Source organism: Syntrophorhabdaceae bacterium (assembly GCA_035541755.1).
In the GTDB taxonomy this organism is placed as follows: Bacteria; Desulfobacterota; Syntrophorhabdia; order Syntrophorhabdales; family Syntrophorhabdaceae; genus PNOF01.
In genome coordinates, this window is record DATKMQ010000167.1 from 19998 (window position 1) to 43934 (window position 23937).

At 49.0% G+C, this 23937-nt stretch carries 23 protein-coding genes and 1 pseudogene; 8 read left to right on the plus strand and 16 right to left on the minus strand.

Features of this window, described 5'->3' with window-relative positions:
- Positions 1-30 precede the first annotated feature (30 nt).
- The 12 genes from VMT62_16050 to VMT62_16105 form a co-directional block, all read right to left on the minus strand.
- Positions 31-1728, minus strand: coding sequence for an ATPase, T2SS/T4P/T4SS family (locus VMT62_16050; protein ID HVN97943.1), 1698 nt, complete (start codon positions 1726-1728; stop codon positions 31-33).
- Between the two features lie 50 nt (positions 1729-1778).
- Positions 1779-2882 carry a tetratricopeptide repeat protein gene (locus tag VMT62_16055; protein ID HVN97944.1) on the minus strand — a complete coding sequence of 368 codons (1104 nt, stop codon included), beginning with the start codon at positions 2880-2882 and terminating at the stop codon, positions 1779-1781.
- The gene (locus VMT62_16060; protein HVN97945.1) at positions 2882-4366 is read right to left on the minus strand and encodes a secretin N-terminal domain-containing protein; all 1485 of its coding nucleotides are present in this window, start codon (positions 4364-4366) and stop codon (positions 2882-2884) included. Before VMT62_16060 ends, VMT62_16055 begins: the two co-directional genes overlap by 1 nt.
- Entirely contained in the window at positions 4363-4926 is a 564-nt protein-coding gene (locus VMT62_16065; protein HVN97946.1) for a hypothetical protein, read from the minus strand. Before VMT62_16065 ends, VMT62_16060 begins: the two co-directional genes overlap by 4 nt.
- Positions 4913-5470, minus strand: a complete 558-nt coding sequence (locus VMT62_16070) for a hypothetical protein (GenBank protein HVN97947.1) — start codon at positions 5468-5470, stop codon at positions 4913-4915. Before VMT62_16070 ends, VMT62_16065 begins: the two co-directional genes overlap by 14 nt.
- The gene (gene pilM / locus VMT62_16075; protein HVN97948.1) at positions 5460-7085 is read right to left on the minus strand and encodes a pilus assembly protein PilM; all 1626 of its coding nucleotides are present in this window, start codon (positions 7083-7085) and stop codon (positions 5460-5462) included. Before pilM ends, VMT62_16070 begins: the two co-directional genes overlap by 11 nt.
- A 396-nt stretch (positions 7086-7481) precedes the next feature.
- Positions 7482-8261, minus strand: a complete 780-nt coding sequence (locus VMT62_16080) for a hypothetical protein (GenBank protein ID HVN97949.1) — start codon at positions 8259-8261, stop codon at positions 7482-7484.
- A 227-nt stretch (positions 8262-8488) separates the two neighbouring features.
- Positions 8489-9322, minus strand: a complete 834-nt coding sequence (locus tag VMT62_16085) for a hypothetical protein (GenBank protein ID HVN97950.1) — start codon at positions 9320-9322, stop codon at positions 8489-8491.
- A complete protein-coding gene (locus VMT62_16090; GenBank protein HVN97951.1) occupies positions 9303-9953 on the minus strand; it encodes a type II secretion system protein in 651 nt (216 codons plus the stop codon). The genes VMT62_16085 and VMT62_16090 overlap by 20 nt, the downstream gene beginning before the upstream one ends.
- Positions 9950-10351, minus strand: coding sequence for a prepilin-type N-terminal cleavage/methylation domain-containing protein (locus VMT62_16095; GenBank protein ID HVN97952.1), 402 nt, complete (start codon positions 10349-10351; stop codon positions 9950-9952). Before VMT62_16095 ends, VMT62_16090 begins: the two co-directional genes overlap by 4 nt.
- Positions 10348-10785 carry a hypothetical protein gene (locus VMT62_16100; GenBank protein HVN97953.1) on the minus strand — a complete coding sequence of 146 codons (438 nt, stop codon included), beginning with the start codon at positions 10783-10785 and terminating at the stop codon, positions 10348-10350. The genes VMT62_16095 and VMT62_16100 overlap by 4 nt, the downstream gene beginning before the upstream one ends.
- A gap of 26 nt (positions 10786-10811) precedes the next feature.
- Positions 10812-11492 (minus strand): glycosyltransferase family 2 protein, encoded by a 681-nt coding sequence (locus tag VMT62_16105; GenBank protein ID HVN97954.1) that lies wholly within the window; start codon positions 11490-11492, stop codon positions 10812-10814.
- A 155-nt stretch (positions 11493-11647) separates the two neighbouring features.
- Here VMT62_16105 and VMT62_16110 point away from each other — a divergent pair, with 155 nt between their 5' ends.
- On the plus strand, positions 11648-12958 hold the full coding sequence (locus tag VMT62_16110; GenBank protein ID HVN97955.1) for an AAA family ATPase: 1311 nt from the start codon (positions 11648-11650) through the stop codon (positions 12956-12958).
- Between the two features lie 93 nt (positions 12959-13051).
- Here the strand turns inward: VMT62_16110 and VMT62_16115 are convergent, their stop codons facing one another.
- Together VMT62_16115 and VMT62_16120 are read right to left on the minus strand one after the other, a co-directional pair.
- A complete protein-coding gene (locus tag VMT62_16115) occupies positions 13052-15196 on the minus strand; it encodes a glycoside hydrolase family 57 protein (GenBank protein HVN97956.1) in 2145 nt (714 codons plus the stop codon).
- Positions 15197-15235: 39 nt separating this feature from the next.
- A complete protein-coding gene (locus tag VMT62_16120) occupies positions 15236-15712 on the minus strand; it encodes a metallophosphoesterase (protein HVN97957.1) in 477 nt (158 codons plus the stop codon).
- A 212-nt stretch (positions 15713-15924) separates the two neighbouring features.
- Between VMT62_16120 and VMT62_16125 the strand changes: the two genes are divergently transcribed.
- The 4 genes from VMT62_16125 to VMT62_16140 are packed head-to-tail and all read left to right on the plus strand — an operon-like array spanning position 15925 to position 19433.
- Positions 15925-17124 (plus strand): LptF/LptG family permease, encoded by a 1200-nt coding sequence (locus VMT62_16125; protein HVN97958.1) that lies wholly within the window; start codon positions 15925-15927, stop codon positions 17122-17124.
- Positions 17108-18187 carry an LptF/LptG family permease gene (locus tag VMT62_16130; protein ID HVN97959.1) on the plus strand — a complete coding sequence of 360 codons (1080 nt, stop codon included), beginning with the start codon at positions 17108-17110 and terminating at the stop codon, positions 18185-18187. Before VMT62_16125 ends, VMT62_16130 begins: the two co-directional genes overlap by 17 nt.
- Positions 18188-18246: 59 nt before the next feature.
- Positions 18247-18720, plus strand: coding sequence for a ribonuclease H-like domain-containing protein (locus tag VMT62_16135; GenBank protein ID HVN97960.1), 474 nt, complete (start codon positions 18247-18249; stop codon positions 18718-18720).
- A complete protein-coding gene (locus VMT62_16140; GenBank protein ID HVN97961.1) occupies positions 18717-19433 on the plus strand; it encodes an alpha/beta fold hydrolase in 717 nt (238 codons plus the stop codon). The genes VMT62_16135 and VMT62_16140 overlap by 4 nt, the downstream gene beginning before the upstream one ends.
- A gap of 85 nt (positions 19434-19518) precedes the next feature.
- On the opposite strand, the gene VMT62_16145 is transcribed toward VMT62_16140, so the two are convergent.
- A complete protein-coding gene (locus VMT62_16145; GenBank protein HVN97962.1) occupies positions 19519-20214 on the minus strand; it encodes a hypothetical protein in 696 nt (231 codons plus the stop codon).
- A 126-nt stretch (positions 20215-20340) separates the two neighbouring features.
- Here VMT62_16145 and VMT62_16150 point away from each other — a divergent pair, with 126 nt between their 5' ends.
- Positions 20341-20514, plus strand: coding sequence for a 4Fe-4S binding protein (locus VMT62_16150; protein ID HVN97963.1), 174 nt, complete (start codon positions 20341-20343; stop codon positions 20512-20514).
- 73 nt (positions 20515-20587) lie between these two features.
- Here the strand turns inward: VMT62_16150 and VMT62_16155 are convergent, their stop codons facing one another.
- Positions 20588-22591: a heterodisulfide reductase-related iron-sulfur binding cluster gene (locus VMT62_16155; GenBank protein ID HVN97964.1), complete on the minus strand. Its 2004-nt coding sequence runs from the start codon at positions 22589-22591 to the stop codon at positions 20588-20590.
- Between the two features lie 234 nt (positions 22592-22825).
- On the opposite strand from VMT62_16155, the pseudogene VMT62_16160 reads away from it, so the two are divergent.
- Positions 22826-23717: pseudogene (locus VMT62_16160) on the plus strand (IS1595 family transposase).
- Between the two features lie 20 nt (positions 23718-23737).
- Positions 23738-23884: a hypothetical protein gene (locus VMT62_16165; protein ID HVN97965.1), complete on the plus strand. Its 147-nt coding sequence runs from the start codon at positions 23738-23740 to the stop codon at positions 23882-23884.
- Positions 23885-23937: the final 53 nt, after the last annotated feature.

A 23937-nucleotide genomic window follows, 5' to 3' on the forward strand; every position in this document is an offset into this window, starting at 1 on the left:
CGCCGCATTCGCTTATGAGGTTCACGCTTCCTAATCCTCCTGCACCACGTTGAGGGCCTCTTCTATGGTTGTAACGCCGAAAAGCACCTTCATTACCGCGTCGTCTCTCATCACCCTCATGCCTTTTTCTCGCGCCTTCTTCTTTAGTACTTCACTGGGTACCTTGTTGACAATCAAATCCCTGAGCTCGTCATCGATAATGAGCACTTCGAAAATGCCGGTCCGTCCTCTGTATCCTTTGTATTTACAGGCGGGGCACCCTTTTCCTCTATACAGGAGCACGTCATCTTTGATCTGAAAGGTCTTGTGGATCGAAGGTGTCGGATAGTAGGACTCCTTGCACTCCGGACAGATCCTCCTGATCAACCTCTGCCCGATCACGCACGATACCGAGGAAGTGACGAGAAAAGGCTCAATACCCATTTCGACCAACCTCATGACTGCGCTCGGAGCGTCGTTAGTGTGAAGCGTAGACAGCACGAGGTGACCGGTAAGCGCCGAGTGGACGGCGATATTGGCCGTCTCTCTGTCCCTTATCTCGCCGACCATAATCACATCAGGGTCCTGTCTTAAGATGGACCTGAGACCGCTCTCGAAGGTGAGTCCGGCCCTGGGGTTCACCTGGGCCTGGGCAAGACCTTCCAGCGTATACTCGACCGGATCTTCTATGGTGATAATATTCTTCTCGGAAGAATTGATGTAATTCAGGATGGCATACAGGGTACTCGATTTACCGCTTCCGGTGGGTCCGGTTGAAAGGATAAAACCATAAGGCCTTTTCAACACATTCTTGATTTTCTCTTTGTCATCGCGGAGCAAACCGAGATTGTCTATACCATAAAGCGCGGTGCTCTTATCAAGGAGGCGGAGCACCACCTTTTCCCCGTGAATGGTAGGAAATGTAGAAACCCTGAGGCCGACCTCTTTGCTAACATCACGTATATTGAACCGCCCGTCCTGGGGAGTTCTCGTCTTTGCGATATCTATACCGGCAAGTATCTTGATCCTCGACACGATGGGCAGAAACATCTTCTTTTCCGGGCTCGGTATCTCCCTCAATTTTCCATCAACCCTCATCCTGATGCGCATCTGGTTCTTCGAGGGTTCAACGTGAATATCGCTCGCATTATCGGTCAATGCTTGCGCCAGAAGGCTGTTGACGAAACGAACAACGGGCTCTTCCTCTGCCAGATCCACCGATATACGTTCATCCTGGTCCAGGTCTTCCTGTTCATCTTTGACGAACGTAACTTCCTGCTGCCTGATTCTGTCAAGGGTCTCTTCAACGATGGTCTTTAATCCATAGTATTTTTCGAGCGCGAGCCTGAGATCATCCTCGGTGACAATGAGTGGCTCTATCTCCATCTTCACGATGCGGGCCACGTTATCCATAGCGTCTATGTCGAGAGGGTCTACCATGGCAAGCTTTAAGACATTATGACGTCTCATCACCGGTATCGCCATGGAATGCTTGGCCGTATCGGCCGAAACAAGTTTCAGCACGTCCTCGGGTATGGACAACTCATTGAGATTGACGATGGGGATACTCAGTTGTCTGCTCACCGTTTCTATAATTTCCTTTTCGGAAAGAAGTCCCAGTCGCACGATGATCTTTCCGAGCTTATCGCCATATTTCTTCTGCTCGGTCAGGGCCCTGAGCAGATCCTTTTCTGTGATCTTCTCTGCATCCAGGAGCAATTCGCCCAAGCGTTTCCGTTTGCCTGCCATTCAAGACCTCATCACAGTCAGCCCGCCGTGAGTGTGCGCATCCGTTTACCCTACTGCCCTGTCTTCTCTATATATCTCAATCTTTCCAGAACGTCTTTTCTTGCACCCGGCGATTTCACCGACGAAAGGTATTGTCTGTAGTACCGCGCCGCCTCTTCGTATTGACCGAGCCTGTCTTTGATCACCGCATATGACAGGAACAGATTGGGTTCCTTGATCTTCTTACTAAGGGGTATCTCAAGAAGCTTTGAGGCATCCTGGAGCCGTCCCTGACTTCTTAGAAGGGCGGAAAGATTGAGATAGGGCTCCACGCTGTCAGGCTCCAGTGCGATGGCTTTTCTGAAATATTCCTCGGCGAGTTTGCCCTCTTGATCCCTCATGACGATAAGCCCGATATTGTTATATGCCTTGGGATAATCGCTGTGGGATTCAAGTATTTTCTTAAAATAAAAGAGCGCCTCGGCCCGGTTGTCTTCCTGGATAGCTATGACGCCAAGATTATTGAGGGCTTCGGTATGGTCGGGTTGCTTCACCAGTATTTGTTTGTACAGGTCCTTGGCCTGTCTTAATCTGCCCGATTCCTGCGCATTTAACGCCTCATTATACAGGACATCGACGGCCCCTTCATCGGCCTTTCTTTCGACTGCTCTTACCGGATCGCTCGTCGTGACCTGCTTTTCATCCTGCTCCATAGTCTTTTCTTTTTTTGCCGGGGACGGAGAAATAGCCGTGCTACGCGTCTTAAGAATCTCTGCTTCGGCGGCGCCGGGAAGAGATCTTTTATGAGGCTTCATTAAGACCGGTGGCTCTCCCACCGGCTTTATTGACGCCACAATCGTTGTCGCGTGCTCACCCGCCTTTCCTTTCGCCTTTTGAACAGGTTGCAGCATCTGCGGCGCGGTGGAGGAAGGGGCCTCAGCCTTAATCGGCTTTGCGGCAGCTGAGGCAGCCACGGGCCTATCTACAGGCTTTAACCTCCGAGAATGTGACGTGTACAAATACATGACGACAGCCGCCACGCACACGAGAAGAGCAACGATATACAGAGGAATTCTCGATTTTCCGGCGTTATGAAGCGCCGGGTAAGAGGCTTCCCGGCCCTTCTTCTTCCTATCCTCCTCTGCCCTTTTCAGGGCATCCTGAATCACACTCATCAGTTGATTTCCTCGTAAATAACGCGCGGGGTCAAGAACACGACCAATTCACTTTTTGTATCGCTTGTTTCATTCACCTTGAAGAATTGCCCGATAACAGGGATCGACATGAGCCCCTTGGTGCCCGTGTCGGTATTCGACTTGATGCTCTTGATAAGCCCGCCGATGACTACGGTCTCTCCTTCTTTTACCTTCACGATCGTATCGACTTCTCGAACGTTAAGTATAGGCACTGTGGTGACACCCCCGGGCGCGACGACATCGCCTGTCCTTTCGGACATAATGGGATGTATGTTGAGGGTGATATTTCCCTTATCGTCTATCTGGGGCGTGACATCAAGGGTGAGTCCTTCATCGATGAATCTCGGTGTGTACGTGATGGTAGGGTTCGCACTGCCCGTGACGGCGGTCTGCTGCACATCGAAGTACACATCCTGAGTCGTAACCTTGATGATGGCCCGCTGATTATTGAGTGTCGATATTTTGGGGCTGGAGATCGTTTCCACTTTGCCGAAGATCTTCAAAAGATCGATGAAGGTGTTGTTAATATCCAGGTTTCCATTTCCGGCAAAGATACGGAAAAAGGGAGTGCCGGAGACCGCCGTGGTGGTACTGAGCGCGGGATCCGAGAACTGATTGAGTAACGCCTGCTGCCCTCTGAAGTTGAACTCTCCGATTCGTCCTTCAACCATCTTCCAGTTTACCCCCTGGCGTGAAGAATCATTAAGCAAAACTTCAACAATCTTTGCCTCTATCATAACCTGACGATGGATGACCCCTTCGGCCGCTTTGAGAAATGTGTCAATATCTTTCAGGATCCGGGGGTAATCCGTAACGATTATCATCATGGCCTGCTTGTTCACCACGAATTTACCGTCTTTAGAAAGCAGACCTTTTATGTTATCTTCCAGGCTTTTCCATATGTCGGAATCTGTTTCACTCCTTACTGACACCTGGGAGCCGTATGTGCTGCTTGTCGTAGTGGCAACGCCTGTTGTGGTGGTTGTGCCTCCGATCGTCCCCGGGGTGGCGTAAACATTGCTCGTTCCGGTCTTCTTAAGGGCTATATAATTCAGGCTGAACATCCTGGTTTCCACTTTCGGCCTGGAAACGTAGATCGTTCTGTTCTCAATTTTGTACGTAAAGCTCAATGGCTCAAGGATATACTCAAGCGCCTTGACAAGGGTGACATCCTTCAAGTCCACCGTGGCCGTGCCTTTCACGTCAGGCTCCACAACCACATTGTAATTTGCCTGTTTCCCAATGGCCCTGAGAATGTCTTTGACGTCGGCCTCCCGGAGCGAGAAAGAGAAGACCTCCTCCACCCTGGGCGTCTCCGTCCTTTTTTCTTTTTCTATCTGGAAAGAGACCGGGCTCGGTATCTCAGGGGGTTTAACCGTGGGACTTTTCTCCTTCGCCTGCTGAACATGGGCGCAGGAGCACAAGAAACAAACCATCGCCGCATAGATCCATAGTTTTCTCATTTGCCCTTCTCCATTGCCTTTGTTTTGGGTTCTTCCGGGGTCTGATCTTCGAAGGTCACGAGATCGAGAACTCTTTTGACGCCATTGCGAATGAGGATGACCTTGTCGCTCTCGATCTCCAGGACCTTTTCGTTCCCGACCATGTCGCCTTTTCTCACGATTTCGTGATCGATGATGGCGACCCTATCCTTTCCCTTTTCAAGAATAGCGAACAATCTGGCGGCAGGCGTGGTCTCCTTGCTTCTTTCTTCTTTAAGCTGAGGCAATACAAACGGGTTTCTGGCCCACCCCACTTTCAGTTTATCAAAATCGGGCTTAAGCGCCGGGGGTGCGACCTCAGGCTGATTTGGTTTCATTGTGGACTGCGCTGATGATGTTTGTACGGAAGAGAGTGGCGGTGGCGTGGTCGTCTGCCCTGGTGTGGCCTGCGCCTGTCCGGAAGCGGGCCGGACAGCCGGCGCAGGAACCGTCGTCTTTTTCTTTCCGGTGAAGAAAAAGATATATCCTGAAATAACCAATACGACAATCGCAAAAATCAAAACCGGTTTACTTACTTTCACCCTTTCTTCCTGTGAGCGCCTTAAAGTCGATAACAAATCTCCCCGTTACCTGAGGATACTCCTTTTCATCGTAACCGATACGCGCAGCCTCGATCCCCTTAAAGGCCGGTTTGTTTGAAAGCTCCTCGAGGAAACGGCCCATCTCGAGAAACCCTCCCTTAAGTCCCATCTCGAAGGTCGGATTTACGAGCCCTCCTTTCTGGGATACATCAAGGGAGCTATAGTAGCCGCTCAAACTCACAACGGCCATTCCTCTGTCTCTTGCCGATCTCGTAACATTTTTCATGTATTCGGGCATCCTGTCTATGGCAGGCGCCTGGCTCATGAACTCGTCGTACGACACCTGTAGACTCTTCTGGGAGCTCGCCTCGCTCACGAGGTCCTTCATATCCCGCTCCACTGTCTGCCTTTCATTCCTTATCGCGGTCAATTTGCCTTCCTTGCTCCTGGCAGATGAATTCACCGGCACATAGACGAGGACAACCCACGCTATGATGATGAGCACGGGCAATAAGAACCAGACATAGAGACTTCTAAAGTTCATGCTTCATGCACCTCGCCGCGATTATGAATTCCGTGATGGGCCTTCCCTTCATCCTGCCGTTTTCTTTTGCGACTATTTCCACATGATCAATGAAACCTGATTGTTTGAGAGACAAGACGAGATTAAATAGACTCAATTCAAGTGCATCAGGCTCTCCGAAAATAAACCCTCTGAGCGTGAGCGGATAATAATCGCCGACAGGTGTTCTCTTGAGCGGCTGGCTTGTAGAGCTTAAGAGGGCCCCCTGGGCCGGCTGCACGGATGAGGGGGTATTCTGCGTCTTTTGCGCTGACGAGGGCACGTCGGACTGGATATCACCGCCAAACTCGATGGATTTCAAATAGACGTCGCCCGGAATCCGCGATGAGAGATACTTCATGAGGGTGATGAAGGTAAGATCTTTCCTCTGAATCTCGTTCCTGATAAATGTTATATCGGACGTGTCGAGCACGTTGCTCGCCCTCGTACCTAATGTGCTCAAGCCCCGCTTCATAGTTTCAAGCGTCTTTCGCTCCATGTTTATTCGCGTATCAACGTTTCGTGAAGCGCCCCACATATAGAGAGAAACGAGAAAGAGGATTCCCGCAATGGCGATGGTCGCCATGGATATAGAGCGTCTCATGAGTCTGTCCTGCTCTCTCTTTCTTGCACCTTCCGGTAAAAGGTTGGGTAACACCTCCAGATTCATGCACAGGGTGTGTGCGGGTATGTATTTGTCTTCGATGCCCTGGATCGTTTCCAGGTAATTTACCTGCTCCACAAGCGTCTCTTCGAGTTTATCAAAGAACCGTGGTATTTTTGCGCCCCGCCCCGTTACGTATACGCCCGTAATGGGCTTTTCCGGATATCTCTGGTTATATACGCTGAATGTCCTTTGGACTTCACCGGCAAGGCGCTCAAAAGGGATTTTCATGATCTCGGAGAATTCCTCGTCGAAGCCCTTTTCACGTTTGTAGCGCTCAGCCTGATCAAAGCTCAGTTCCGGACCGCCGCTCATCAAGGCATCGGAAAAACTCTCGGACGCCGTTAATATCTCTCTCGCAAACATGAGTCTTCGACCGTTGGCGATGTAAAGGCCGGTCCGTTTTCCTCCCACGTCGATAACGGCAACCGATTTGTCGCCGATCTCTCCAAGTGCATAGACGTAGCCAAAAGCAATATCGGTAATGAGGGTAACTTCTGGAAAGCCCGCCCTCTGAAAAGTTGAAGCGATACGTTCAATCCAACCCTTTTGAGCGCCGACAAAGAGGACCTCATCTTTCATGACGCCTTTTTCTTCGATCTGGCCGAGCATGAGGTATTCATACACCATTCCGTCCAGTGAGGATGAGAGGGCCTTGGCCGATGCCCAATCCATTGCATCCTTCTGCTCCTTCTTTGGAAGGCGGGGAATAGTAAACGTTTTTTTGATAATATCGGGAGAGGAGAGGCCCACAACCGCTTCGACGTCGGCACCTTCTTTGGTCCGGATATCGGCAAGTATTAACTCGAGGTCTTCAAAATCGCCCTTATAGGGATAGTCACCCTGAGATGCAATGATACTTTTGCCCGCGGTTCCTTTGCATCTCACATACTTGATGCTGACCGTCCCGATATCGACGCCTAATATATCCAAATCGGCTTATCCTTTGGGGGCGAGGGCATTCGTAGAGTTTACCCCTGCTCTCCCTTTGCAACCCCTGGTAGAACTATAAAATTCAATATTTATGGATATTTGAGAAACTTTCTGAAAGTAGCTATTTAAGATTCTCATATATCCACAGAGAATTCCCATATTTATACGTAATTCTATATGGTTTCATTGAAACATGTCAATAACAAAATGGCGCCCGGAGAACAGGCGATGGTGAACGAATAAGCCGTGATTGGACATAACGCGCCGTAATTAAGATTTATAGATTTTCCCGGGGTCGTAGTCCGACACTTAACCGGCAGGGCCGTGATCAGTCAATCACTCAAGATTTCGAGGCGTAATAAGCGGAAGATCGGATACCACAACACAACGGTTAAGCTAAACGCCGGTTCGCTCCTTGCACGGTCTTTTACGTAGCCCAAAAAGGCATGCAAGCCCTGGGGCAAAAAGCCCCAGTGCTGCGGGCAGAGGTACCTCGGAAGCGCTCGCCTGAGTGGAAGTCTCCGCCGTGAACGTGCCTGTTTCACCTGCATCGAACCATTTCATCACGCCAAAAATGGCTGACTGGGTTTGATTAAATGTGTTGCCATTGTAAACTGTCGTCGTTATCTCCATAGAGTCCGTGGAAACGCCCGCCCCTGCTTTTGAAAGCGAAATCCACGCCTTTGAATCACCTGAGGCGGCCGCCGCGGGATCGTTTGAAGCGGCAAGTCCCAGAGAAATGGTATAGGGGATGGTGACAAAAACCCAGCCTGCAGTAGTGACCGTGAACGAACCGGTGAGCATTGCACTGCCCGAGCTATTGGCCGAGCCGATTCCATCGAGGTTTGAATGAGATACGGAGGAGATCAAAACAGAAGCGGCTGTCGCACCTTGCGCGTATGCATTCGATATGTTTACGGCACTTGACGATGAGACCCAACCAGGCTCAAGATCTGAAAACGTCCCATTTTCTCCGAGACTATTCGACGCTAACGCATTGGTTCCGGTAGTCTGGGAGCCTGTGGTCCAGTTAAGTCCCCAGGAGATATTGAACTGGCTTAAGTCAAGCGATGCGGTGCTATCAGCTATTGACGCGAGAGCCTGCGACTGAGCCACCACGAGGAGAATACCGATAAGCAGAACTCCGAAAAATACCCGACCTGTTTGCGTCTTCATTGGCTCCCTCTCAAGTAATTCCATATTCTCCCATCCGCCGACAGTCAGCTTCACCTTTGCAAGATGGAGGAAATAAGACTGTCTATACTTGTTATCCTACGGGCCGTATTCCTGTCAATGAGGTTTGTCACACTATTTCCGTGGATGTTGAATTTCGGAAACGTAGACGCTTTTCACTGTTTCGAAGATTGAAGGAAATGCGGAGTGAGCGACTTCCTCGCACAGCTTCAAATAGAGAATGTAATCTTAAACGGATTACTCCATAAGTTAATATAGAATTGCATGGTATACACCCCAGTGGGCGGGGCGCCTGAGAACTGGAGGGTATAGGTGTGGATAGACCCTTCGGCGTGAGATTGCGGGGATGCCAGGTAAAACGTCACGGATTTGTTTCCATTCCCAGCATAGATCCCATATGATGAATCGTAGCAACCAGAGGCTGGCGTTGGACCACATACAGGGTGTGACGGTAAGGCCGAGTTGTCAAAAATCAAAGTTGTATCTCGCATCATATTGATATAAACGGAGGGGCCACCTGTGATTATTGATACATCAATGCGGGATATCGTGAAGGTGTCTCTGTTGTTGGAGATCGTGGGGACATCCGTATTGTTGCCGTGAATCGTTGGTATGCTCGAACCATCAGGGACGAGGCTTATTGGATTGATGTAACGCCGAAAATTGGATAGTGCTACTGTCCTTGTTGCCACAGCGTTTGTCGCGGGGTATTTGGCCGTTACGGTAATCCGGTTATTCGGATGGTTGTACCTGAAGGAAAAAGTCCCTCCTGCAAAATTCAAATCGTGCTGCCCAGTTGGGTTGCTGAAAAAATTGTTGCTCGGATTGGTGGCGTCGCTTAACCCGTCAGACACATAGCGAATGGCGTATTCGACGCCTGCATTTGCAAGGTTCAGGGCGCGGTATGAGTCGGCCTGATACGAGAAACCCTTCTGCTTGCTGCCCATCATGGAGACAAAGGCCGTGCCAAGCACCGCTATCAATGTCATAGCAATGACGAGAACAATCAGAGAAATCCCCCGATTACTGAACAATATCTTCATAATCACCATTGAACGATCTGTTCGTATAATCATATGTCTGAGTGCAGAACAACCAAGGCCACCAGAAGCAGTTTAAGCCTATCGGATTCTTCGGTGACATGGTTTCCTGCATCGTGACCTTCATGGTACTGTCCTGCGGGTCCGTCAGTTCCAGCGTTATGTTCGCGTAGTCATTTAAGTGCTGGCCGCTGGTCGTCAAATTTACGACGAATCGAGTAACATTCCTCCCTATCACATTGTTCGCAGAGAGCGAGGGTACCCAAAACGGATCCGAAGTAGAGCGCGAAAACCGGTAAAGGTTGTTGCTGTTATCGCGCAGTATCAACACATACTGGTTCTTGTCCACCACATTAGTCGCGGATAGATCGGGCCTGTAAAAATAAAGGCTATTCACATAGAATGTCGAGTTTGTTACCCACTCCGCGTCCCGTAACTCCCTTGAGATTCTCTCCATGATGTACGATCCCTGCTGATAAAGCAGCCGTTGCTTGCTCGCAATGGTGTAGGTTTTTACCGCGCTGTCAATGAAAGAAAAGGTGAACACGGACAGGATGCCCAGTATCACGATCACTATGGTGATTTCTATTAAGGTAAATCCCTTACCGTACCGTAAACATTTCTCATGGTTCATGGTGCTTTGGGCCTTTTTGTCACGATAGTGGAGGCATCATAGACCGAACCATCCGGCATTATGGTGGACACAGTTATCTTCTTGTAGCCCACATCTGAGCCCGAGATACTAAGAGATAAATCTATGAAACTGGTGGTCCAGTTCCTTTGGTAGTTGGCCTCAGGTACATCGTTGTTTGGTGGATTAGTTGGAACCGCTATATTTGTGTAGGTATAGCTCGTCAACTCCTCCATCTTCTGCTCGGTATAAAACCTTGCCTTAACGTAGTAATCCGGCGCGGAAAAGTATTTCATGGCACTTGTAAAGGCGACAAACGAGGCGGGCAAAATGATAGCGCCGACCACGATAAAAATGATGAGTTCTATAAGGGTAAAACCTCTGCTTTGCCCTCTGCTCATTGCACTATCCCTGTGACAGCGAGGATGGTTACTGCCCTGTCCGGGCTCGACCCTTTGCCAATATTGATGGAAGCGACGCCGGCTGTCCCAAACGTTGGTTCCCCAAGGGTATTAAAAATCAATACATTGCCCGATAGATTAGTACTTCTTATGGTGACACCATCCGGCAGGCTCTTCTGTTCGATGAGGTTCACACCTTCACGCAGGCTGTAAGAGCTTGTACCCGTCGAAAATATTATATTTTGCTGGTTGCCCGTGCCCATGGCCCGCGTCTGTACATACTGGATATCGGCGATAAGCTGGTCGGCCGCGATTGTCGATCTGTCCTGATCGCTTATCTGAATGCTCACAACCGCGGCACCGGCAAGCAGTGCGAGCGCCGCAATTACAATAATGAGTTCGACGGAGGTAAAACCGTTTCGAGAACCTTTCACTATTTCACGACATTTCCTTCGCATGACTACCGGAATAGATTATATTTTACAATTGTGAAGAAGGCCTTGATGCCATCCCGCCAGGTGATCTTCTTGCCTTCTTCGTAGCCTCGCCCGTAGTAGGAAATAGGTATTTCGTAAATCCGGCACTTCTTCTTTGCGATCTTGGCGGTTATCTCCGGTTCAAAGCCGAACCTGTTCGACTCTATGGTAATGCCGTTCAACGCCTCGCGCGTGAACACCTTGTATCCCGTTTCCATATCAGTAAGATTGAGATTCGCGAACACGTTCGAGATGAGCGTAACCAGATAGTTTCCCAGGTAATGCCAGAAGTAGAATACCCGATGGGGACCGCCAAGAAACCGCGAGCCGTAAACCACATCGGCCTTTCCCTCGAGAATTGGCTCGAGCAGCTTTGGGTAATCCCTCGGATCGTATTCAAGGTCGGCGTCCTGTATGATGATGATATCGCCCTGCGCTCGGGCAATGCCGGTTCTTATAGCCGCACCCTTTCCCTGGTTTGCATCATGAAAGATCGTGCTCAAGCCTTCCTGTTTCAATCCTTTCAGATATTCACGCGTGCCGTCTGTGGAGGAGTCGTCCACTACGATAATCTCCTTATCATACGGTGTGCTGCTGACAGCTGCGATAATTGCGTCAATAAAATTGATCTCGTTATAAGCGGGAATAATGATCGATAAGAGCACTCGCGCATCTCCTGTTTCTGTTTAATTATACTTACACCGCTCGTCTTTGCAATAAAAACCTAAAGGAGCCGCGGGGTTTCATCCAAATTATAGTACAAACTGCGAAAAAAAATAGTGTCGTAAATTACAAAAAAATGTGTCATATTGGTACACAGATGGAAATTCCGTATCTTGAATACTTCGGCTTGACGGAAAAGCCTTTCGGCATGTCGCCGGACCCCGCATTCTATTTTGAGTCAGAGGAACACAAGAAGGCCTTCGATTACCTCACATTTTTCACCTCGCAGCAGGAGGGTTTTGCACTGATTTACGGGGATGTGGGCTCGGGTAAGACGACCATTTCCCGTATCTTTCTCAACTCGCTCGATCGGGAGGCTTACAACACAGCGCTCATCCTGAACCCCGTAACCGACGAAACCGAATTTATGAAAGAGTTGCTCAAGGAGTTCTCAATCCAATATGAGCCGCATACCAAGAAAGAACTCTACGACACGCTGAGACACTTCTTGCTTGAAGAATTTCAAAAAGGAAAAGAAAACATTCTGATCATCGACGAGGCGCAACTGCTCTCCTACGAAATGCTCGAATTCATCAGGCTTCTGTCAAACATCGAGACTGACAAACGAAAGATACTCCACACTGTGTTCTTCGCCCAGCCTGAGTTTCTGGACCGGCTGAAAGACCCCGGTTTGAGACACCTTGCTCAGAGGATCACCGTGACCTACGGCATACGACCGCTCACGTACCACGAGGTGAAATCGTACATCAATTACCGGCTCTTTAAAGCCGGCTCCAGGGGACCCCTCGAATTCCAGGACAGGGCGGTCAGATTGATACACATGGCATCAAAGGGTTACCCGCGCCTCATCAACTATATCTGCGACCGGTGTCTGCTTGTGCTCTATGCCGCCTCCGCGCACACGGTCGACACCAGCGTGGTATCGAAGGTACTAATCGAAGAGAGTATCCCTCTTGCCTCCGTAAAAAAAACATGGCGTGAGAAGAGCATGCGGATCTATCCCTTAGCCGGAGGCGCCGCACTACTCGTGATCCTGGGTATGGCGGGCTACCACTTTTTCCTGCCGGACTCCCATAGACACTTCCTCACAGGTGCAAAGACGCCTTCGCAGATGTCGGCAGCGCCGAAATCTGAAGCGCAGGATAATTCGTATGCTCAAAACAATGGGCAGACAGGCGCGTATGCGACAGGGATGGCTTCAGGCGGGGCTTCATCCGGCTCAGGGAATATAGAAATCCCTCTGCGTAAGGTCGTCGTAAATACCGAGGCGGCCAATGTGAGACTGAGTCCGGACACGAACTCCCAGCGAATCGGGACCATCATGAAAGGGGCTATCCTTCCGGTCTTTGCCGAACAAATCGACAAGAACAATCTCAAATGGTACAGGATCGTTCTCTACGAGGGAACAGAGGGCTGGATAGCATCAACGGTAGTTGAGGCCGACTAAAGTCCAGGCAATCGCGAAATTTGAACAATGAAAACGGCCGTCCGTCTCACTTACTCGCAAGCGTGACGTCAGAGCCAGTCAGGGATGTCTCGTCTAGACGTACCACATCTCTGCTTCGAAGGTCTCGGAGGGAACGCTGATGGAGAGATATCCTCTTTTTGGAATTCTGTCCACGATCATGTCCCTGACTTTGAGGGAAAGCCAGACGTTTAATTTGTCCTTCCTTGAAACTCCGAGCGCGTCAAATGGTACCATAACTTCGAGGTTTTCAGTAAACGCGGCACGAACGGGCAATCCGGTCTCAGTTACGCCCGTTTTGAGGTGATAGAGAATCTTGTGATCCGTCCTGGCCATGATGTTGATCTCAAAAGAGAGATCGGCCATGTCGCTCACAAACGTTTTGTCGATATCGAGTCTCAAAAAAAGATTGCTTTCATCAAATCCATAATAACACCCTTTTATCAGTGACACCGTCTCGTGCATGGCCACCCCGTGGCCCCTTCCTTCGAGATAACCGGCGCCTATCCACTCGAAGTAATTCGTCACACGACCATCTATCTGGGGATGAATGAAATTGATGGGCTCCCTTGTGGGTCTGGTTTCACGGTCCTCCACTATAATCGGTATACTCAAGATTTCCGGAGGCTGTTTATTAAGAAACCGGTATACATTGGAAAGGTTCTCCCTGAACAGGAAATCAAAAATCTCATCATTCTCGGAAGAATGCTCATCGCCGTACCACCAGAACCAATCACTCCCTTCAGCTATATAGATCGATTCCCACGCCTTGGCATTGCTGTGACCCGGGTCTTCGGCATCCAGGAAATCCCTTGTCTCGGCAAGCTCGGTCCAGCCGGCGTTGTCCTCGCTATGGCCGATCCATATGGAAAAATTATGACCGATCCAGGAACCGGCAAAGCAATGATGAAGCTCGCCAAATTCCCTGCAATGACTGAGATAGTCCGAAATCGTAGTGGGGACGATGCCTGAGTCAGAAAGGATGCCTTCGTAGAGATACTTCAGGAAATCCCTTCCATCGTTCTTGTAGTTCTCCCAGGCGTTTTCACCATCCATGGCTATCGTGATCAAGGGCTCTCTGATTTTACCCCGCAGGGAATCACGAACTGTTCTTATCCTTCTTAAGCAATCTGAGGCCGCATCTTTTGCATCCATCCGCGAATAATGGAACGATATGAGGTCAGATAAGGACTGATCCCGAAAGATCACTTGAATCTCTTTCTCTCTTCTTTCGTACCGATAGGGTTTGTAAAGGATTTCGGGGTTGGACAAAAACCCGTTTCCGTCCCGTCGTGATCCCCAGTTTAAGCTTTCAAAAAGGATGTCCTCATCTGTGGCGAGCCATTTCACATCGTGATCCATATAGAGCGCCAGCGCATCATCGCTGACCGAGCCCTCGGGAGGCCAGACACCACGTGGCTTGTTTCCAAAGATTTCTTTGAAGAGAGTTAGAGCGTCTCCTATCTGTCGGGACGCATCGTCCGGCCTTGCGAAGGGCCGATCCGGAAGCGCTACGTTCGGCATGGACTCTTTCGCCGACCTGCTGTCGATAAGAAGAGGGATTATCGGATGATAAAATGGCGAGGTTGAAAGCTCGATCTGACCGCTTAACGCAAGTTCCCTGTAAAGAGGGATAATACTCTTCAGAATCATCTTCTGCACGCCGACAAGGGTCTTTTTGTCATCCTCGCTGAAGAGTCGTCCCTTGGACTTCAAGTACTTCAAATCATCGTGGAGCTCAAAGAACGTCGGGTCGATCCAGGCGAGAAAGAAGAACATCTGAATGTCCCTCAATTCTTCGTCGGTGAAATAACCCACTATTTTGTCCATCCCGTCCTTGGGATAGTAGAACCCTCTTTTTCTCAGGAGCTCATAATATCGCGGGAAGGGTCGAATCATATTGTCCCAGTTCGCGTTGAAAAAGTTGGTGAGGATAAAAATTTTGTCCGAGGCGGTTAGATCTTTGGGCTCTTTATTGAAGACGGAGACATAGGAGTCATTTACCTCAAGGTTCTCGTAATCAAAAAGCTGCGCGAGAAGGGAGGGCACCAGGTTGAAATTCTGTCTCATCGCGGGAAATTCTTTGACTATTGCCGCCATATCGTAATAGTCCTTGGTTCCATGCAGCAATACCCAGGGCAGAAGGTATTCTCCCGTGAAGAGATTCTTGTAGTAGGGCTGATGCATGTGCCAGAGGAATGATATGTAAACCGGTTCCATACGTATTAATTATCGCCTATTGACGCTATTTATTAAAGTCTATTCAACTTCAATATGGGTAAGCGCAATCTCTTCACCTATTGTAATGAGACCCACGGTCCCCGGATGCGAATAGCTTCCCCTGAAGCTTCCCGGATTGAATAAGAAGACGTCGCCTTTTCTTTTCATAAAAGGGACATGAGAATGGCCGAAAATAATCACGTCTACGTCTTGAAATTCCCTGAACACCCTCTCCTCAATCCCCTGGGGAGACCCGTTTCCGTGCATCACGCCGATCTTTCTACCTGCTATCTCTTCTATCCTTCTGGCCGGAAGAAGCCGTTGCAGTTCGTAATCATCCATGTTGCCTTTTACCGCCTTAAGTTCCCAGTTGGAAAGATAATCATACACCGGGGGCGCCGTTATATCGCCCGCATGAATGATCATCTGAACATCCTGGAACGCGGTCCTCATTGTCTTCCTGAAATGGTCGGTGACATGGGTGAGATGTGTGTCGGAGAGTACACCTATCTTCATGTTACCGGAGATAGTAAACAAAATTGAGGTCTCTGTCAATGCAAAGAAAGAACACAGTGGAGTGCACAGGCAGGGCTCTGTCCGGCCCACGCCGATTTTCATTCCTGTCCGGTTTTTCATCCTGCGCGATTATTGCGCCCTTAAGCGCGTGAGGAGCCCCTCAGTGACCACCCGCTAAACTCACGCCCGCGCATTGACTTCCCAGGGAAGCAATGGTACATTACCTGATGGAAATATTGAGGAAAACAACTTCAAAATTCAATGTCTACATAATGAAAGAATTGGCCACCATCCTCCTTCTTTCAATGGGCATCCTCACCTTCATTCTCATACTCGGTCGCCTCGGCAAAATGGCCGATTTCGTTATCAACAAGGGGGTAGGGATCAGCGATATTCTCCTCCTCATCCTGTACTCCACCCCCCTCTATCTTTCATTCACGCTCCCCATGGCCTTTCTTCTCTCTGTGATTGTTGTGTTGGGAAGACTCTCCACAGAAAACGAAATCCTTATTCTCAAGGCAAGCGGCGTGGATTTGAAGCGCCTTTTCGTGCCGATCACAACGCTCGGAGCTCTCATAACCGTCTGCGCCCTCCTCAACGCAAACCTGCTTTTACCCAAGAGCGGGGAACTCTTCAGAAATACATTCTTCGACGTATTGAAGAAAGGCATATCCGTCGAAGATAAAGAGGGTATCTTTAACGATACCATACGGGGAATTGTCATATATGTGGACAAGGTCGACACGGAAAAAAGGATACTTTCAGGGGTCGTGGTTTCTGATGAGAGAGACAAACAGATCAAGCAGACCATATCCGCGCAAAAAGGATATATAAATGTGGACCCGGACACCCTTGATCTGTACTTCGCCCTTGAAAACGGGAACCTTCACCGATGGGAAAAATCGACCGATACTTACAGAAACGTGAGCTTCAACAACTATACCTTTTCCATGAACCTCTCGGAGATGATCCCCAAGGTGGGAGAACTGAGAAAGAAACCTTACGAGATGAACAGGGCCGAGTTGAAAAAGACCCTGGCCGACTCGGAGAACGACAGCAAGCGGTATGACACGCTGCTCGATGTATACAATGTCAAGGGTTCCCTGCCCTTCGCCTCTGTTGCGTTTATCTTTCTCACGGTCCCGCTTGGGGTCAAAAGAAAGGTCGAGGGCAAGCTTTCGGGCATGCTCTATAGCCTCTTGCTCTTTTTGTTCTATTACCTGCTCATGGCGGTGGCGGAAAATGTCGGCATGACCATTCACCTGCCCGTGATCCTCACTTCCTTTCTCCCCAATCTCACCATTGCGGCAATGGGCATCTACCTCATGAGAAACTTAAATGAAGAAGAATACGCCACCGTGTGGCAAAGACTAAAATATCTGTGGGCGCACTCAATTGAAAAGACTCAATAAATATCTCATTATCAGTGCGGCAAAGATCTTATTGATTGCCGAGCTTGCCGGCGTCATCATGTTTCTGACCATCGAATTCTTTGATAAGATGGATATCTTTACGTCATCTATCAAGATCTTTGCGGTAAGTGTAGTCTATCTTATGCTCATGCTGCCTTTCTATGTCCATGCGATTCTCCCTTTTTCCTTCCTCATTGCAATGCTCATCATGCTCATCCTCATGATCAGAGGAAATGAAATGATTATTGCGCGGACTTCGGGCATCAGTACGCTTTCGCTCATGAAGCCGCTACTTGCTTTTTCCATGGTCCTTGTAGTCTTCTCGTTCGTACTCTCAGAGTGGATCATCCCCTTCACTTCAGGCGCTTCTGACTATCTACTCAGGGTAAAGATACGTGGAGGAGAATCACAAGTATTCTTCAAGAACGATAAGATATGGTTCAAAAAGAATAACGTGATATGCAACATAGACTATTTTGATGCAAAGAGCGACACGATAAAGGGACTTACGGTCCTGGAACTTTCCGACACCTTCGCCATAAAAAAACGATACGATGCCGAGCAGGGCACATTCAAAGACGGCTCCTGGTATTTCACGCATGTTGCCGAGCGCACGTTCGACGGAAACGGGATTATTGCAAAAAAGACCTACGCCGAGTTTAAGGACTTAATCGAGGAGCCCCCGTCGTTTTTTAAAATTGCCAATAAAGATCCGGAGAACATGGGCTACGGGGAACTTGCCCGCTACATAGAGAAGCTGAAAAGTGACGGGCACAACATCAGGAGATATCTTGTGGACCTTTACAACAAGGTGGCCTTTCCGTTTGCCAATCTCATCATGGTATTTGCCGCCTTTTCGGTCGGTCTCAGGTACATGAAGACAAAGCATGTGTCCGTGGGCGTGCTCTCCGGTATCATGCTCGGCGCGTGCTACTGGGGTGTACACTTTCTGTCACTTGCGTTCGGTTACGGCGAGACCTTCCCCCCCCTGTTTGCCGCCTGGCTTTCGAATTGTCTCTTTATCGCGGCAGGCATAATTGGCATCGTAACGTTAAGGACATAGATTTAAAATGAGCCATATGATACAATTTTCGCAGCGTTCAACAGAAAGGAGTAAGTGAAGTGAGGGCGTATCTTGACATAGAAACCGATAGGGCCGGCAATATTTGTGTATTTGGCGTGTCTATCGAGAACAACGGTTTTCTCCAGTGGTATGGAGACGATATTAAGAGTGGCAGTATCGAACGGCAGCTGAGCAACGTAAAGACTATTGTGACCTTTAACGGTGACGGGTTTGATCTCCCGCGAATCAAGCAGTGTTTGAATATCGATCTTCAGGCAAATTGCGTGTCCAGAGACCTCTTCAAGGAAAAGAAAAAGCTCGGCATCAGGGGCGGGCTCAAAGACCTTGAAAAGATGTTCGGCATTGAACGGAAAACGGACGGCATGAACGGGTATAAAGCCATGTGGCTCTGGGAGAAGTATAAGAATTTCGGCAATCGCGACGCGCTTAATCTTCTGCTCGAATACAACAAGGAAGACGTCATAAACCTCATACGGCTCGAAGAGATACTGGAGAGCCTCAGGGAGGAATGACGTTCACAGAACCTTTTGAGTTAGCCTCCGTATCCAACAAGATAAGCGGACTCATGGTTTTCCCGGAGGGCACGGGAAAGTTTCGCTGCGTCATACTCTCACACGGGCTTATCAGCTCAAAGGAAAGCTCAAAGTACGTAGCCCTCTCCGAGAGATTCGCCGAGGCAGGCGTTGCCACGTGCAGATTCGATTACCACGGCTGCGGCGAAAGCGGAGGTAAGATCGGACAGACAACGCTTACCATCCGCCTTGACAATCTTAGCCGCGTCGCGGATTACGTGCTCCATCACAACAAAATCAATCCTGAAAAGATCGGAATAATCGGAAGCAGTTTCGGGGCCACCTCAGCACTTATCAAGGCAGCGCGAGACGCGCGGATACGGTGTGTCTCCCTCTGGGCGACCCCTTATCTTCTTGAAAAAGAGGGAGATGGCAGCATTGATGGCATCCCGTTTCAAGATGACATATATACCGACTTTGCGCGCTATGACGTGCTTGAAGAGGCAAGAAAGGTCAGCCGTGCCCTCGTCATTCACGGGGAGGTGGACGAAACTGTACCCTGCGCTGAAGGGCAACGAATCTATGAGAATCTTAGAGAACCTAAGGGCATAGAAATCGTGAAGGGAGGAGATCACGTATTCTCCAATCCAGCGCACAGAGACAGGGTAATCAATCTCGCTCTGGATTGGTTCGATACCTATCTCCCCGCATAAGCCGGATCTGAGCGCGTCCATGCGCAGAGTGTGCTCGAAGCTTTAAATTGTATCCTAATATCGGGCGAACGGACTCACGGTTATTTTACGGTTCGCTGTCCTTTTTCTTTTCACCCATTGATTTCAGCCGGTCTCTGATCAGGTCTCCGACCACATTGCTCAGTCCGATGCCGAGCGCCAGGGACAGAATCAGAATGATCCCTCCGAACATGATGAGAAAACTGGCGGTAACGATATTATTCCCCAGGCCCATGTATTCAAAGACGATGCCGAACGTGATGACGATCAGGAGAATCCGCACGCCTCTTGCAATAAAATCACCGTAAGTGATTCGAGCGTTCTTGCTCGTCAGATAGATCACTCTGCCGATGAAATTGCTGAAAATAATGCCGATGATAACGATGACGAGAGAGACAATAATACTGGGAAGCGCCGCTGAAATGCGAGAGGCATAGTCGGAGAATTGAGAAATGCTGGCAAGATTCAGACTGGCCGATAGAAAGAAGACGATGAAGATCCAGTATACGATCTTGCTCACGATCAGGGAAGGTGGGGTCTTCACGCCGCCTTTTTCCAGAAAGTTGATGATTCCCGCTTCCTCAGCCCACTTATCAAAACGGAACAGTACGAGTAGCTTGCTCAGGATCTTCTTCACGAGCCAGCTGAAGACAAACCCGATGAGCATGATGAAGACCATGACGAGGATGCTTTGATAGACATCCTGGAAATAGTCCCAAAGGTCGAGAAACATGTCCTGGAAAAACTTCAGAATAGCTTGCACGGAAAAATCTTATTCAAAGTGGGTTTGCATGTCAATGGAAATCCTCATATTTATTTTTGGTATTTTTTTATTGACATTCTCCTTTGATTCGTTTAGGAAATTGTAAAAAGAAAGGAGGGAAGAAAGATGCCTGCTAAAGTTGATCAAGATGCCTGCACCGGATGTGGCGCCTGCGCTGAGATATGTCCTGCCGATGCCATCTCCGTGGATGAAACAGCAAAAGTTGATCCCGAGCTCTGCACAGAATGTGGTGCCTGTGTAGAAGAATGCCCGGTAGAAGCTATTAGTCTGGAAGAGTAATCAGGCTTTTGAAAATATAAAAGGATGGGTCCTTAACCCATCCTTTTATGTGCCTTTTGTCTACGTTCCCTTTTTAGAAGCTTTTCGCAACAATCTCCGAGAGATCGAGTGCCTTCATGGTTTCGGTCTTTTCTTTATCTTTTATGGCATCTTCCATCATGATGAGGCAATAGGGGCACGCCGTGACCACGGTGTTGGCTTCAAGCGCAATGGCTTCGTCGATCCGCGCATGGTTGATCCTCTTATGGTGTTCTTCCATCCATATCCTGCCTCCGCCGCCGCCGCAGCAAAAACTCCTGTCATGGTTTCTCCCCATTTCGACATATGGCCCCTTGCTCACCCTGTCGACAACATTTCTCGGCGCTTCAAAGACGCCGTTCACCCTCCCGAGATAGCAGGGGTCGTGGAACGTGATCGTCCCTTCGATTGAGGGGTTGAGCGTGAGTTTGCCTTCTTTTACCAGCTTCCAGATGAATTCCGACTGATGGTAGACCTCGAAATTGCCTCCTATTTGCGGATATTCATTCTTCAGGGTGTGATAGCAGTGAGGGCAGGTTGTGATGATCTTCTTGACGCCCATTTCGTTGAGGAGCTCAACATTACCCTGCGCGAGTCCGAGGTAAAGCTCTTCATTCCCGCACCTTCGGGCAGGGTCGCCGCAGCAGGTCTCTTCCTGACCGAGAATGCCGAAGGAGACGCCGGCCTTGTTGAGGATCGAAGAAAATGATTTCGCGACCTTTCTGTTCCTGTCGTCGAGGGATGCCACGCACCCTACCCAGTAGAGATATTCTGCCTCTTGTTCGGCGAGATTCTTCACCCCGAGGTCGGCTATCCATTCGGTCCTCTGTCTTTTGCCCATACCATAGGGGTCTGTCTTCTGCTGGAGATTCTTGAAAAGGAGCCTTGTTTCGGAGGTCGTCTTGCTCAGGGTGAGGGTGAGATATCTTCTCATCTCAATGTTCTTGTCAAAGGTCGGTATAGAAATGGGACAGTTGACCTGACATGCGAGACAGGCCGTGCATGACCAGAGTGTCTCCTCCTGGATAACCTTATCGATGAGGCCTTCCTCGTTCTTAACACCCTTGGCCTTTCTCTCCCATTCGGCTTTTAAATCCTGAATCAACTGCTTTGGAGAAAGCGGCTTTTCCGTGTTGTAGGCGGGACAAAGGTCCTGACACCGGCCGCACCTCGTACAGGCATCGAGATCGAAGATCTGGCTCCGCGTGAACCCTTCGATGCTGTTCACGCCGAATTCTTCGGCAGTCTCAAAATCGGCGATAGGCTGGATCGCGCCTCTCGGGGTCAAGCCTCCCGGAACATCTGTGATTCCCCTGAACATCATGTTCAGCGAGGAGGTAATGATGTGAAGCAGCTTTGAATAGGCGATATAGACGATGAGTCCGAAGGAAAGGATCATGTGGACGTACCAGAGCACCCGGTGCGTGACCATAATGCCCTCCTTGGAACCCGTGAAAATGCCGGCCACGGACCAGCCCACAAAACTCCAGACTTCATAAGCCGGTCGCGTCGCCGCTATCCTCGCGCCTTCTACAAGAAACCCTGTGACAAGCACCACGAGAATCCAGAGAAGGACGAGGGCGTCTTCAGCTCTGCTGTCGAGCCTTGTCGGCTTTCTCACATATCGTCTCCATGCGGCGAAGAGTACGCCGACGATGGCCATGAGCCCTGCAACTTCCAGGATGAACGAAAACGTGAGATAGAAATCTCCGATAAGGTATTTGATGTTGAAAACGGGTTGGAAGAAATCATCCTGAAAGGCCACGAGAGCGGTACCGAAGGCGAGGATGAGAAATCCCCAGAACAGAAAAAGGTGCATGATGCCGGGATAGGATTCCCTGAGGATTGATTTGTGGAAGATTCCGTTAACTATATAATATCCTATGCGTTTTCCTAAACCCCTGGTGAAATTGATCGGCGAGGGTTTCCCGATCTTCCACATTTTGTATCGCTGAACGATGCCCATAATCAAAAGATAGATTGTTATCGCGGCGAGTATGTAAGTAATTATCCTCGCATACGGCCCCGCGTTCCAAAGGACCTCTCTTCCGATCTCCATTACAAACCTCCAAGGCTTTTTGTCATAATTTTATCTGTATAAACAAAGTAAAATCAATAAAAATGTGATTAATTTCACTTTTTAAGTGTGACGCAGGTCTTACCTTTGCTGAACGCAAGGTTCAGGCGAGCAAAAAGACGGTCACAACCTGCAAATTTATGAACTTTTTCGGAATATTATACTTGACATACCTAAACCCCTGTGCTATAGTTTTAGTAGAAAGGAGATATAACAATGGGACAGTCAATTATAAACTCCAAGCATTTCAGTGATGAACAAGCCGCTTATGATTTCATCGAAGAAAGACTGTGGCCTGAAGGCCCTGTATGTCCTCATTGTGGCGATAAAGATCATATCGGTAAGATGAATGGTAAAAGCCATAGGATCGGCATGTATAAATGCTACGCATGCTATCAGCCTTTTACGGTAAAGGTCGGTACGATCTTTGAAGACAGTCATGTGCCTATGCATCAATGGCTTCAGGCAATCTATCTTGTATGTTCCTCGAAGAAGGGTATAAGTTCGAATCAGCTTCATAGAACCCTGGATGTCACTCTTAAAACCGCATGGTTTATGTCGCACCGTATACGGATGGCTATGAATCAGGAACCAAGTGGCCCCTTTGGTGGAATAGTCGAAGGCGATGAAACTTTCATAGGCGGTAAGTTGCGCATAGGTCCGCTTTCCGACAAGCCGGGAAAACGCCCCAAAGACAGACCTTCTCATACCGCGAACAAGGCCCCCGTATTCTCTCTTGTACAACGTGGCGGATCTGTGAAGTCCTATCATGTTGAGAAAGTCACCGCAAAGAATCTTAGGCCGATAGTAGACAAAATGGTCACTAAGGACGCTCATTTTATGACCGACACTTCTACTGTTTTGGATAGTGTTGGTTTTGACCGCAAGCATTCCAAGGTATACCGTTGAAGGGTATTTCTCGATCCTCAAGAGAGGCATCAATGGCGTATACCATCATTGCGATGAAAAGCATCTTCACAGATACCTTGCTGAGTTCGATTTCAGGTATAATAATAGAGTGGCTAGGGGTGTTGATGATCTTAACAGGGCAGACAACTGTCTGCGAGGCGTTGTCGGTAAACGATTGACCTATACGACGTCTCACTGAGGGAGGAAGAAAGAGCAAATATGCCAAAAAGAAAAAAGCCGAAACTGAGCGCGAAGAAGCAACATGCCCTCTTTTTGGAGACTGCAAAAGCTGTTCAAGCCGAGGATGCAGGAGAAAGGTTTGAGAAGGCTTGTGCAAAGATTCTAAAACGGGAGAAGAAAACATAGTTATGTACCACAAGACAAAAGCATATAAATCACCCAATATAAGGTCATTAAAA

Bases quoted from the DNA above. Each gene is read 5' to 3' on its own strand.
- VMT62_16140 (HVN97961.1), top strand. From the start codon at position 18,717: ATGACGTTCACAGAACCTTTTGAGTTAGCCTCCGTATCCAACAAGATA.
- VMT62_16110 (HVN97955.1), top strand. From the start codon at position 11,648: ATGGAAATTCCGTATCTTGAATACTTCGGCTTGACGGAAAAGCCTTTC.
- VMT62_16125 (HVN97958.1), top strand. From the start codon at position 15,925: ATGGTACATTACCTGATGGAAATATTGAGGAAAACAACTTCAAAATTC.
- VMT62_16085 (HVN97950.1), bottom strand. From the start codon at position 9,322: ATGAAGATATTGTTCAGTAATCGGGGGATTTCTCTGATTGTTCTCGTC.
- VMT62_16050 (HVN97943.1), bottom strand. From the start codon at position 1,728: ATGGCAGGCAAACGGAAACGCTTGGGCGAATTGCTCCTGGATGCAGAG.
- VMT62_16055 (HVN97944.1), bottom strand. From the start codon at position 2,882: ATGAGTGTGATTCAGGATGCCCTGAAAAGGGCAGAGGAGGATAGGAAG.
- VMT62_16080 (HVN97949.1), bottom strand. From the start codon at position 8,261: ATGAAGACGCAAACAGGTCGGGTATTTTTCGGAGTTCTGCTTATCGGT.
- VMT62_16120 (HVN97957.1), bottom strand. From the start codon at position 15,712: ATGAAGATAGGTGTACTCTCCGACACACATCTCACCCATGTCACCGAC.
- VMT62_16090 (HVN97951.1), bottom strand. From the start codon at position 9,953: ATGAACCATGAGAAATGTTTACGGTACGGTAAGGGATTTACCTTAATA.
- VMT62_16070 (HVN97947.1), bottom strand. From the start codon at position 5,470: ATGAACTTTAGAAGTCTCTATGTCTGGTTCTTATTGCCCGTGCTCATC.
- VMT62_16095 (HVN97952.1), bottom strand. From the start codon at position 10,351: ATGAGCAGAGGGCAAAGCAGAGGTTTTACCCTTATAGAACTCATCATT.
- VMT62_16150 (HVN97963.1), top strand. From the start codon at position 20,341: ATGCCTGCTAAAGTTGATCAAGATGCCTGCACCGGATGTGGCGCCTGC.
- VMT62_16165 (HVN97965.1), top strand. From the start codon at position 23,738: ATGCCAAAAAGAAAAAAGCCGAAACTGAGCGCGAAGAAGCAACATGCC.
- VMT62_16060 (HVN97945.1), bottom strand. From the start codon at position 4,366: ATGAGAAAACTATGGATCTATGCGGCGATGGTTTGTTTCTTGTGCTCC.
- VMT62_16155 (HVN97964.1), bottom strand. From the start codon at position 22,591: ATGGAGATCGGAAGAGAGGTCCTTTGGAACGCGGGGCCGTATGCGAGG.
- VMT62_16115 (HVN97956.1), bottom strand. From the start codon at position 15,196: ATGGAACCGGTTTACATATCATTCCTCTGGCACATGCATCAGCCCTAC.